This is a genomic window from Nostoc sp., assembly GCF_036917095.1.
Classification (GTDB): Bacteria; Cyanobacteriota; Cyanobacteriia; order Cyanobacteriales; family Nostocaceae; genus Nostoc.
Genome location: NZ_JBALFH010000057.1, coordinates 1 through 12607, shown reverse-complemented (window position 1 = coordinate 12607; position 12607 = coordinate 1). Strand labels below are relative to the sequence as shown.

Below are 12607 nucleotides of genomic sequence, written 5' to 3'. Positions count from 1 at the left end.
TCATTTAATTAATAAAATTAAAACTCAGATTGACTAATGAAGCCATCTGAGTTGATTTAGTCACAGTCTAATATTGTGTCCAGTGAAAGACTTATCATTAAGACGGCAGAGAAGCAGAGGGAAAGAAGATGTTCCAGTTTTGCACAGAATGCGGGAATTATAACTAATTAGGTGGACATGATATAATCCAACACGGTTCATCCAGGGTTAAAAACCTTAAACTGCGTAGTAGAGCGATAGGCTTAAAATGTTGGGTTTCAAAAATTTATGAAAACCAAAATCCATTCATTAACAGAATTACTTAACCTAATACATTAAGTTTGCCACGCTAGTAGGTTAGGTTGAGGAACGAAACCCAATATTTTCGTGGGGTAGGTTGGGTTGAACGAAATGAAACCCAACCTACATTATCCTTAATTTATTCGTTCCCTATTTTGGGAATAAATTCATCGGGAAAAGAGTCAGAATTCTTATTCTGATTAGATTGAGGAGATGAATTTAGAGTATTGTTTTGAGCTTGATTAGATACCGGAATGGTAGATTTTTTTTCACAAATCTTTGTTAAATCGACTAAGATATTTTTGTTGTATATTATATAGCAGATAGGTATTTCTTCTTTCAAATCTGGTTTTAAATTATGAGAAATGGCTTTGGGGACAAAAAACAAATTATCGATCACATGAAATAAAATAAACGATGCTAGCAAAGAAACTTTATGAGGTATTTTCATGTTTTATTATTCCAAAAGCTATTATGTATATCTGACGAAAAAAGCCATAAGTTACTATTAATAAATGAATAACTCCTCGCTACCTACAATAGAATACTTATTTTACCTAAAATAGCAATCCTAAATGAGATAAGAACACCTTTCCCTTGTGCCTCTTGTTCGGAAATAAAATAGGATTGCTAAGTAGGTGGGCGGAAATAAACCCAAAATGGTTTGTTGCTGTTAAGAGCGCTCTTTGCTCAACTAAGAGCTAATTCCAGAGGTTTTACATTTCGTTATATTAGTTGTAAATTTTCCCGCTCACCTACTTACATCAGTTTTGAGGCTTTCTCATATAGCAATTGACAACACCATTTTCTTCACGCTGAACAAAAAAGAACCACGCAAATGGATCGATTATTGCTTTCTGCCATCCTTGTGCATTTTGCCAGCTATAAAATGTTACCTTACATCCGTTGTGAAAAACTGAACTTGCAGACGAACCATATTGTCGTTTGATTTGTTGTACTTGTTGAGAACTGTAACGAGCATAATATACCTGTAAATAGTTAACAGCGTAATAATTACGCCAAAAATTACGAGCAGATGATACGATCTGGTCAATACCTAAATCAACTCCAGCTAATGCTCGTTGTTGATTATGTATTATAGGAGTTGAAACAACACCTGTACTAACCATAGTAGATGCTGTTATAGCTATAGCTATAAGATTGATCTTTTGAAAATGTTTTTGAATCATAATTAGGGTACCTTTTATTTCAGATTTATCCCGTTAAATTTGGGTGATAGTTGGCTTTTTTTCCTCTTTCCTTATTTAATATTTGACCTTATAAAAAATAATTTGTCACTATTAATTAGCTAACTTAAAAGACATTAAAATAGCCATTATTTTAATTTTCTAAGTAGTAAATGCAACTTTGGATAAGACGATTTGTAAATGAAATTATCAACAAAATACATTAACTATAAAATCATCAGTCGAAAAAATATAGCTGCTTTAAATTGCTTAGGTAAGTTTACGTAACCAATATCTTTTATGCAATCTAATTTTGGACAAAATGTTTAGCTTTTTGTCCAAATAAAATTTGAATTTGATGGATAAAATTGTTTCTGAAATTAAAAATTGCATCCACAAGCGGTTACTGAGCTTGTCCAAGTGGGGGCAATACTGCTCGGTTAAGAATATTCGTAATAGCATGGCAAGCTTAATGTATTGGGTTGAGTAATTCTGTTAATGAGTGAATTTTGGTTTTCATGAGTTTTTTAAACCCAACATTTTAAGCCTGTCGCACTAGTAAGTTGGTTTGAGGCAATGCATTACCCAACAAACCTTGCTCATTTAGCAAGGGGTAAAACACATCACCCTTGATATCCTGATTTGGCATTGTTTTTCTGCCCATAAATAAATTTCGGGCTAATAGCTCAAGTCCGTTTCAATGGACTGAAATCAAGAGTAATTGGAATATTTATCACCACCAATTGCCAACTAATATATATGGTGCCCAATAATAAGGATTTTGATACTCAGGCTGTAATAAAAGTGCTTTCTGCGCTCGATGCAGTGCTTCGGCTTTCGTAATCCCGCCTTTTTTAAGTTCAGTATAAAACTGTACCATCAAGTGAGATGTCGAACCATCATTAATTTGCCATAACGTTGAGAGAGTGCTATTTGCCCCCGCCCGCACTGCAAGTCCAGCTAACCCCAAGATTGCCCGATTGTCGCTTTCAGCAGTTTTACAAGCACTCAGTACCAGCAATTTGATCTCTTTGGAATTAACTGTGTCATCCCGCAGTAAGTTATTTAGTTCTCTAGCTTTGATAAGTTGTTGATAGGCAAGTAGATATGTATCTTCAGGATCGGAACTAAAGTTGCCATGTGTGACAAAATGAACAATGGAAAATACTCCTGACTGTAACTGTTTGTGAAGGTTTGCTGGAGTGAACTGGGAATTAATTAACAGTTTGCTTGGGAGGATTTTAGCAATTTGCTGCAATTCATCAATGTTGAGGGATGAAAAGTTATGGTTTTCTACATTTTCTTGCTGTTCTCCTATCCCACCTGCTAATATCTTTGGCTTTTCAAGTTGTGAGTTACTTAAATCAAATAATTGCGAATTTGGTAGCAAGGCGAGAGCATAATCTTTTTGGATGAGATATTGCTCTTTTTCTTCGTCATACAATACTGCCATTGGAATGTTACGAAGTTCGCCATCGAGGACAAAAACTAAAGTTTTGATATTGCTATGTTCTTGCAAATATGGTTCGATGGGTTTGATTAGCCAGCGATAAATAACTTGTGATTTGGCTCTAATTTTACTAGGATTGCGGGTATATATGGCGCTGCGGAGTTGCATTACAGTATCTTGAAGTGCATTCCGTGGGATGGAATGTACATACTGTTCTAGATGCTGTCCTGGTAACTTAAAGATAACTTCTAGTCGGTTTTCTAGAATGATGGGATAGATAAAGACGGCGTTAGGATCAACAGGATTATTTTCCCGATTGATGGGTAGTATTTGCACCAGATTACAGCGTAAAAAATTCTGGAGTTCTGCAAGTTGTAGTGCGTCGATATTAGCGATCGCTTGTTGGAGATATTCTTGAGATGCTGCTGATTTAAGATGATTTTTTAATAGTAAATCAACTAATTCACGATATACAGGCTCTACATTATCTCGATAGGAAAATTGCACATCTGAATTGATGGTAAGCAAATCATTACGAACAGATTTAAGGCTTTCTACAGCCATTTGGTAAAATGCGATCGCTCGATCGTCTTTTGTCTGCGCTGCTAAAATTCTCCCCATCTGCCATTCCCACTGATAAGCAATGTCTGGTGCAGTCATGGGTTGAGTCAGGAGTAATGCTTGTTGCGTCAGATTTTGACTCTCCAATAGGTAATCTCGATCTACTTTTGATATTGACTTTTGCGGTAATTTATGCACGGCAGCTACAGCCAGATATTCATAGAACCCACCACGATTACCAAGGGCATAAGATAAAGCGCGGGAGTCTTGGAGTTGGTTTGCATCTTGAATCGCCGTCCCTAACAAGTTATCAATTTCACCTAATACAGAACTATCCGCAGCAGTTTTTTGAGAGATGCACGCAAGATTTTGGGCGGCGTTAATCTTTGCATACACAGCCTGACGACCGTTTGGCAAGTCAGAAAGTTTGATTTCGTGCCATAATGCCTGTGCTGCGGATAATTTTCCAATTTCCACCAACAAACGCAAGTAATTAATCTGTGTTTGGATTCGTATTGATGGAGATGATGGTATGGCTAGTACTTTTTGATATTGCAAGGCTGCATTTTGATATAACTTCAATGCAGTATTGGGAAGCGATACTCCTTTGGAGTCACTTCGTGAACGCTCTTGGCATTGCCAAGGGATATGATTATAGTTGCGAGTCGTGTAGCGATCGCGCTCCAAATTTCCCTTTGCCCAAAACATATTTGCTAAACTGACCAAAGCAGCGCTTTTTATTTCAGTTTTAGCTGACGATGATGGCAAGTTTTCCGCCAGTGCTAAACTATTCTCTAATGTTGTTTGCGATTGTTTGAACTCTCCAATAGCCAGCAGAACGTTACCCAAACTTAAATATCCTTGAACCTTAATCGCCGAATTAGGCAATGCCATCAACCTTTGCTGAATCTGTTCGAGGTTATTGTATGCTTGCTGGTATAAACCTAATGCTTGTTGTGTTTGTGCTTGGTTGATGACACTACTAATGCTTAGAGCTTCATCTCCCAAACGCATATAAATGGACGCTGCTTGCTGCAAACTTTTTAATGCGGCTTCTGGTTTTCCGCGCACATACCAAAGGCGACTTTGGATATCTAAGGATTGCGCGTAGATTTTAAGCAGCGCTGGAGAATCCGATTGAGATTGAGAGGGTTGTAAAAGTTGCAGGCTGGCTGATATATGCAGTTGTGCTGCATCCCAATCGCCAAGTTGCTGATATGCTAAAGACAGATTGCTGTGGATCGGAGCTTGAGTGCGATCGCCACTGTTACGAGTTGTGGCAAGTTGCAATGCTTGTTGTAATAACTTGATAGCCAGAGAGTAACTGCTGGAATTATATGCTTCTTTACCCTGGTGTACCAACTGTTGTACTTCAGTGGAGATTTGATTGCTTTGTAGAGTAGGTGTCTGGGCAATTACATCCGGTATCTTAACCACAAATAACATTAATATCAAACCCAGAGCCAACAGGTGATACCGTATTTTCATCAGCTTGGACTTAAATCCTACCCTACGAAGCAGTTTAGTGTATTTTGTCATGAGCGATCGCTGACGATTTATCAAGGATTTGGCGTTGCATATTTGCGGGATGATTTTGCTAGTTTTGTGGGATGGGCATCTTGCCCGTCCCTTGTATTTCAGGGCGCTCGTGTCGCCCACCCTACAAGAATCATCCCTTGATTCAGCAACGCCAAGAATTTAGATCCCCGACTTGTTCAAGAAGTCGGGGATTTGGGCAACAACTTTTGCTTAAGTAAGTGCCATTCCACCCTACATTACTAACCTATTTTCCTTGACAGGTGGAACTTGTAGCAGTGGTTGTTGTACCCGTTGCACCATTTGAGAGATTGATAATGGCATAAGTGGGTGAAGAATTCTCGCCGACAGTTGTGTTTAATTCTGCTTCTTTATCGTCATCCAAATCAATCCATCTCGTCAAAAACATTTCTACATTTTGTGGTTCTTCTGGGCGCGTTGGTATTCCTCCACGTCCGCCATTGACAAACCGCACCCGTTTTGCATTACTCGGTCTTACTTGGCAACCTTCGCTAATTTCGACGCTACGCGGTTCGCTTGGCAAATTCACTAATCCCTGAGTTGGGTCGATACCGAGTGTGTTAATTTCAATCACGCCATTAAGTTGCGGATTAGTTTCTGAAAAAGCTGTAATATCACTCTGTTGAGTTAGCTGTTCGCGGGACTTTAATCCAAAGACTTTTTGAGCGTTAATTTGAATGACACCGCCTTTACCTGCAAAAGCATTTGCAATAATATCGTTGTTTTCTTGGGGAACAGCAACAATAAAACCATTTCTGGCATCAATTTTGATATTCCCACCATTTCCAGGAGCCTGTCCAGTGCCAGCAGTGGTAGATATTAAGCTATTTTGGCCCATTAACAGCAAGTCATGCACTTGTAGGATAATATTCCCACCATTAGCCGATCTTGTTTCTGCTGTAATCGCACCTTGATTTTGCAAGTTGATGGTTCCGGCTGATATTTCTATATTTCCAGCTACTCCAGAACCTTGACTGCTGACGGTAATTACACCTCGATCCCTTAGATTTACTTCTTTGGAGAAAATGAATACATTACCACCATTCCCGGTTGCATTCACACCCGTATTAGCTAGTACCCCACTAGCAGCACCTTGATTAGTAAATGTATCCACACCAATTTGAATATTTTTCAGAGCGCGATCGCTATAACTCAAATCACTACCAGCCAAGGTTATACTAGCTAAAACATTAAGTGTGATATTACCTGCATTGCCACTGCTGCGAGTAGTGGTAAGAATTTGTCCGCCATTAGTAGTTTCTAAGGTCTGAGCGTTAATTACAATACTGCCTCCCCTGCCTGCATTTGCAGTTAAGGCATTGATTACGGCTCCATCTAGCACCCTTAAAGTTGCTGCATTAACTGTAATTTCTCCTCCCTCACCAATTGCACTAGGTTCGGTATTGCTATAAAATCCACTAGAATAGCCATCGCCAGCAAAGCCAGCGATAGTTACAGTATCAGCCCGATTAATCAAAATATCTCCTGCATCTCCACGGCCGCGAGTGCTGGTAACGATGACAGCACCCTTGTTCAAGGATAAAGAATCAGCATTAATGATGACATTACCACCAATTCCCTGACCTCTGTTTTTTACACTACTGAAGGCACCACTGGATTGAAAAAATCCAAATCCCGGACTATCGTTAAAACGACCATCGCCATCAAAGACAATATCACTAGCATTAATAATTACATTGCCTGCATTTCCTTTGCCTGCCGTACTGCTTGTCAGAACCGCACCGTTGGTTACTTTGACTGTTCCGGCTGTGATATTGACAGTACCAGCATTTCCCACTGCCAGGGAAGCGACGCGACTGTATACACCACTACTGAATACAGAGGTCGATACTCGATTAAAATCAGCAGCCTCGCCATCAAATAAAGCTGTATCACGGACAGAAATATTCACACTACCAGCATCACCCTGCCCAACCGTACTAGCTTCCAGAATCGCCCCGTTAGTCACAGTAAGAGACTTTGCGATGATATTGAGATTACCTCCCCGACCTGTACCACCCTCGGCGATCGAACTATAGGCACCAGTATTAATCCCATTTGTCCCGACACCATCAAACAGTACCGTATCGCCAACATTAATATTGACATTGCCGACATCTCCTTGCCCATAAGTACCAGCAAAGATTTGAAAACCCCCAGTTACAGCAAGCGATCGCGCTGTTAAATTAACATTACCGCCCTTACCTTTGGCGTTAGACAGCACCGCATTAGAAATAAAGCTACCAGTACCATCAAGGGTGACTGTCTCTGTAGCATTAATGTCAATATCTCCCGCCTGGCTCTCAACAGCACCTCGAAAAGATGCAATCCCTGCGCGTAAGGTACTTCCTTGAGCAATATTTAAATTATGAGTGGCGATCGCAATACTACCGCGATCGCCAGCCCGGACATTGACTTGTGAACCCTGAGTTAGGGAAACATCGGCGCGAACTAAATCATTAGGAAAGCTCAAGCTACCATTCTGATTTAGCGTTACCGTGCCTTTTTGCGCCAATCCCCCTAACTCGACTCGACCCCCTGGCGCTAGGATTGTGCCATTGTCTAAACTGACGTTACCACCCACTAGCGCCAGGGTTTTATCTGGCTGCACAACTAAACGCGCTGACTGTAAACTAATAGCCCCTGGTATATTCTCGAATTCCAAGCCAATGGGAACCTCGATCGTCAACAGGGGTGGGGCTTGCGGATTAGTTGCACTAAATTTTGTACCATCAGCAAAAACCAGACTGCTGGCTGTACTGGCTACAAATGACCCACTGACATCGAGTTTGGCATTTGCCCCAAAAATAATGCCGTTGGGGTTGATTAAAAATAGGTTAGCTTTTCCCAATACACCCAAGGTTCCCAAAAGCTGTGAAGGATTTCCTCCTGTAACTCGGCTAATAATGTTCTCAATCCCTGTTGGGTTGGCGAAATATGCACTTCTTCCTTCGCCAATATTGAATTCCTGAAAGCTGTGAAAGAGATTTATACCGCGAATTACTCCGCCATCAACTCTGTCAACTAGCTGATTTTGTGGTGTGACTGTAGAATGTTCGCTCCCAAGGGTATTATCTGGGGTAATTTGGGGGATAAATTCAGCTATTGCCTTGTTCTGGACGCCACTGAATATCTGTGACACGGGCACGCCGAACGCGGTAATCAACATGAAAAAACTTAGTACTCTCAATTTTTAGTAACCACATTCAGCAATATACAACTATCGCCCAAATGAACCAAAAAAATTTGGCTCTTTGCATTTTCACAATTGAAAGCTACTAGCAAGTAAAAATACTTCCGTAATATTACGCAAGTTTCAATATCGGTAAACCACAAACTTTTAAAAAATAACGTAATAATAGGGGTTTCACCCCTTTACCCCTTAACCTTTTCCCCACTTCTACAAGAAGTCTATTAACCCAAAGTCGGAACCAGAATCGGCAAGGTAATGACAAGTTCAGTTCCCTCCCCAGGTGTAGAATTTACCAAGAGCGAACCGTTGTGTTTTTCCACTATAATTTGCTGGGCGATCGCTAATCCTAATCCTGTACCTTTACCGACAGCTTTCGTAGTAAATAAATGGTCAAATATTTTTTGTTTGACTGATTCAGTCATGCCTTGACCATTATCAGCAATCTTCACCTCAACCTGTTTGTTTTGTAATAAGGTGGTAATTATAATCCGATTAGGATTGGCTTTAATGTCCCCAAAACTCCGGTCTGTATTTGATTCATCCAAGGCATCAATAGCATTCGCTAGGATGTTCATAAATACCTGATTTAATTGACCAGGGAAACATTCTACTTGAGGTAAATTACCGTAGTTTGTGATAACTTCAATGGCGGGACGTTGTTCATTTGCCTTCAGACGATGTTTGAGAATGAGAATGGTACTATCAATGCCTTGGTGGATATTGAAAGGTACTTTGTAGTCTTGATCTGCACGGGAGAAAGTGCGGAGACTGGTACTGATATTTTTGAGCCTGTCACAGGCTATCATCATCGAATCAATCATCTTGGGCAAGTCTGATAAGCTATAATCCAAGTCGATTTCTTCGGCATGGTCAAGAATTTCATTATTTTTGTTGGGTAAACTTTCTTGATAAAGCTTTAAGTGTTCAACAATATCAGCAATGGTAGGTTTAGCTTGTTTGAGACTGGCAGCAATAAAACCAAGGGGATTATTCATTTCGTGAGCAACGCCTGCAACTAAGTTGCCCAGTGCTGACATTTTTTCGCTTTGAACAATTTGTAATTGGGCGTTTTGTAAATCGTTCAATGCTTGTTGCAAATCAAGTGATTTTTGTTGCAAGGCAAGTTCAGCAAGTTTGCGATCGCTAATATCTCGCATTACAACTACCGCACCGGCTTTGTTACCCGAAGCATCGAAGATTGCTTGTCCGCTGGCTAACAAAGTTCTCACTAAACCATGCTTCGGCACAATTACCATTTCGGCATTTTCGACTATTTCCCCTTGCAAGGCGCGAAACAGAGGGATTTCTGTTGTTGATAAAGGTGTTTGACCATCAGGTTGATAGAGATCGAAGTGTTCTGCCCATTCTTCTGGTGGTAATGATTTTACTGGTAAGCCATGAAACTCACGAGTTGCGTTATTGAATAAGGTCAATTTGCCACTAGAATCACAAACAATAATCCCATCTGTAATATTGTCAATGATTGCATTCAAAAACTCTCGTTCTTTAGCTAGAGATGCTTCAGCCTGTTTTAATTGTTCTAGTGATGCTTGTAATGACTGGGATTTTTCTTGCTCTCTGGCATACAGTCGGGCATTTTCTAAAGAGATGGCGACTTGAGCGCAAAGTAAGTTCAGCAGTTCGACGCGATCGCTCGTAAAGGCTCCAGTTACTAGGTTATTTTCCAGATATAAAATGCCAAGCAACTTACTCTGATGCAAAATCGGGATGCATAAGATACTCTTGGGCTGCTGTTGCTGAATATACGGGTCATTGATTAATTGAAGCTGCACCGTTGCATCAATAATCACTGCTGGTTGTAAGCTGCGTTTGACGGTATTAATTAAGCTAATTGGCACATCAACAGAGTCTTCAACAGGCTCTGGGTTGAGCAACATTGGGTAAAAATCGACTTGAGCAATTCCTTTTTTCTGTAGAGATGTGACACTAAGGGAAAGCTGTGCTAGCGCCTGAATCAGCAAACGACCTGACTCCAAAAGCATGAACACACACTTATCTGCTCCTGCATTTTCAATGACGATATGCAGCAATACCGAAAGCAGTTTTTCGAGTTCGATTTCCCCTGAAAGGGTTTGGGAAGCTTTGAGAATGGTAGCTAAATCTAAAGCAACAGAGATGCTGGTACTAGTGGAAGTGGCAGAACTGGTGGAGGTGACACTCACCAATGTGAAGATAGTTTCGTTGGTTGACAGGGGAGAACGGGTTTGCTCTAAGATGGGGGCGAGGAGTTGGGGATAGCGTCGTTCCAAGTCGGCGACTTTGGCTTTAGCGCCCCAACGAGCATAGCCGTAGTAGGCTTGGGTTATGTATAACTGAGCAATCGGTTCTTTGCGCCAGTCAAGGTAAAATTTGGCAGCTAGTTCGTTGGCAAGCGCTTCTTCTTGGATGTAGCCATGTTCTTTAGCTAGAGTTATGGCGCGATCGTACAAATCTAATGCCTCTGATTTCTGCCCTAAAACCCGGTATCGTTCGGCTTCAACTAGATAAAATTTGTGCAGGTAATTTTCTGGAGCACGATCGGCCCACTTTTTCATTTTTTCCTGATTTTTAGCCACCCGTTGCAGAATGTGTTGCTGTTGTGCCTCACAAACCTGAGAATAGATTGCCAGATGGGCTAGAGAATCATAGGTGTAGCAGAGCGGAACTATAAATAAGCCTGTAGCACCACCGATATAGTTTTCAGCGGCGATCGCAGCTGACACCGCCAACTCAAACTTGCCAAAAATGTAACACAGACCAAGTTGGTTGGCATAGAAATAATACAGCGCAGTCCGATCCCCCGATCGCTGGAGGGCTGGCACAATTTCCTCTCGATTAAAGGCATTTCCAGTAAGCTGCCAAGGTTCAGCAGAATCGCCGATCGTATTCAAAATTGGTTGCTGAAAAACGGTCAGATGGCTAGTAAGACCTTCTTGGTTTAGCTGTGCCAGTTGCTCTCGGAAGGCAGCGCTCTCTCGGCTAAGATCGTTTAATTCTTTACCCATAAACCAACAGTATGAGATATATATGAATCCGCAAATAGCAGCCGATTCTAAATCTCCTGTTTCCAGCCCAACTTGGTAGCCTTCCCGGAGAAACGGTAAGGAGTTCTTGAGCGGCTCTTTCCAATGCCACACACTACAATAAATTCCGACATAGACTCTGGATTTCAGTTCTTTGGCATTGAAATGTTCGAGCAATAAAAGTGCTAGTTTTGCACACTCATAGCCAAAGTCAATCTCTCCTACTATCCCACAAAGTATCATTCCATAGTAGGCATAGCCAATTGCAGAAAATGAGCTATTGCCATATTGAACGGATAAATTTACTTGTTCGAGGACAATAAACGGTAAGAGCGCTGGAGTTACAACAAAGGCAGCAGAAGAGACAGCGGCGAGAATCCTTACAACTGCTAACTTATTCGGGTCTGACATCTGGGGCAGAGTCATTAAGTCCAACGGTTGCCTTCCATCCAGGATCGATTTAGTCGCCTCGAATGCCTGTGCAATATCTAATTGACTGGGTTGCTCCGGAAAACTTGTTCCTAGACGCTCTACAATCTTTAGGGCAATTTGCACTGCCTCTATAAATTTATGTTGGGCTTGAGCAGCTTGAATTTGAACTTCATAGACCTTGACCGTATCCAACAAATTTCTAGAGTGTTCTGTAATGACTGTCGCAAATTGTGTCATCTGCTGAAAGTTGCCACTCAGGTAAGCGACTTCAGTGGCAGCTTCGTAGAGGGCTAAGGTTAACTCATACTGGGTTTGCCAGATATTCTCAGCTAACAAGGCGATGCCTGTAGTGCAATACTCAAATGCGGCTGTATAGGCAGTTGCGGCTCTGGCTTTTTGTCCAGCTTTCAGATTGAGTTGGGCGAGTTGTATTTGCTCAGATAGATCGACAATTAGGGATTTGCCGATATTAAGTTGGTTAACAATTTCAAATAATTTTTCGTCTTGTTTGGCAACAGGCGTATGAATCAGTAATAGTTGCCCAATTTTTAGGTGAGCAATCTGTTTTTGTGCGTCTGGAATCAGGGAATAAGCAGCTTGCTGGACGCGATCGTGCAAGAATTTGTAAACCGTCATTTGTCCTCTCTTACAAAGTTCTGATCGGAGGAAACCTCCGCTCAGACTTTGCGCTTTGTCATTTGTCATTTGCAAATGACCAATCCCCAATGAGGAATCCTGATAAAACTTGTAAATTTCATTCGTAGGAATGATAAATCCTTCTTGCAGTGCTTTCCACAAGTCTGAAGCGGTTTCTGCCTGCGACTTTTCATAAACGATCGCCAACGTCGCCAAATCGAATTGATTGCCGATACAGGCTGCCAGTTTCACAATATTTTGCGTGATGTCAGGCAACTTTTGAAGTTGT

6 protein-coding genes and 1 pseudogene are annotated in these 12607 nt (G+C 41.1%); 1 reads left to right on the top strand and 6 read right to left on the bottom strand.

The features are described from left to right. Positions 1–418: 418 nt before the first annotated feature. From V7L01_RS34000 to V7L01_RS33985, 4 genes are all read right to left on the bottom strand, one after another. Entirely contained in the window at positions 419–730 is a 312-nt protein-coding gene (locus tag V7L01_RS34000; RefSeq protein WP_335042734.1) for a hypothetical protein, read from the bottom strand. Positions 731–1043: 313 nt separating this feature from the next. Continuing rightward, a complete protein-coding gene (locus V7L01_RS33995) occupies positions 1044–1469 on the bottom strand; it encodes a hypothetical protein (RefSeq protein WP_335042733.1) in 426 nt (141 codons plus the stop codon). A 538-nt stretch (positions 1470–2007) separates the two neighbouring features. Next, entirely contained in the window at positions 2008–2130 is a 123-nt protein-coding gene (locus V7L01_RS33990) for a hypothetical protein (RefSeq protein WP_335042732.1), read from the bottom strand. 69 nt (positions 2131–2199) lie between these two features. Next, positions 2200–4914: a CHAT domain-containing protein gene (locus V7L01_RS33985; RefSeq protein WP_335042731.1), complete on the bottom strand. Its 2715-nt coding sequence runs from the start codon at positions 4912–4914 to the stop codon at positions 2200–2202. Between the two features lie 33 nt (positions 4915–4947). Here V7L01_RS33985 and V7L01_RS33980 point away from each other — a divergent pair, with 33 nt between their 5' ends. Then, a complete protein-coding gene (locus V7L01_RS33980; RefSeq protein WP_335042730.1) occupies positions 4948–5157 on the top strand; it encodes a hypothetical protein in 210 nt (69 codons plus the stop codon). A gap of 103 nt (positions 5158–5260) precedes the next feature. On the opposite strand, the gene V7L01_RS33975 is transcribed toward V7L01_RS33980, so the two are convergent. After that, the gene (locus V7L01_RS33975) at positions 5261–8203 is read right to left on the bottom strand and encodes a two-partner secretion domain-containing protein (RefSeq protein ID WP_335042729.1); all 2943 of its coding nucleotides are present in this window, start codon (positions 8201–8203) and stop codon (positions 5261–5263) included. A gap of 245 nt (positions 8204–8448) precedes the next feature. Next, positions 8449–10782, bottom strand: a pseudogene (locus V7L01_RS35540) (GAF domain-containing sensor histidine kinase); the annotation flags it as partial. Between the last annotated feature and the right edge of the window lie 1825 nt (positions 10783–12607).

Excerpts from the sequence above, each read along its gene's own strand:
- V7L01_RS34000 (WP_335042734.1), bottom strand. The coding sequence starts at position 730 with ATGAAAATACCTCATAAAGTTTCTTTGCTAGCATCGTTTATTTTATTT.
- V7L01_RS33995 (WP_335042733.1), bottom strand. The coding sequence starts at position 1,469 with ATGATTCAAAAACATTTTCAAAAGATCAATCTTATAGCTATAGCTATA.
- V7L01_RS33990 (WP_335042732.1), bottom strand. The coding sequence starts at position 2,130 with ATGGGCAGAAAAACAATGCCAAATCAGGATATCAAGGGTGATGTGTTT.
- V7L01_RS33975 (WP_335042729.1), bottom strand. The coding sequence starts at position 8,203 with ATGTTGATTACCGCGTTCGGCGTGCCCGTGTCACAGATATTCAGTGGC.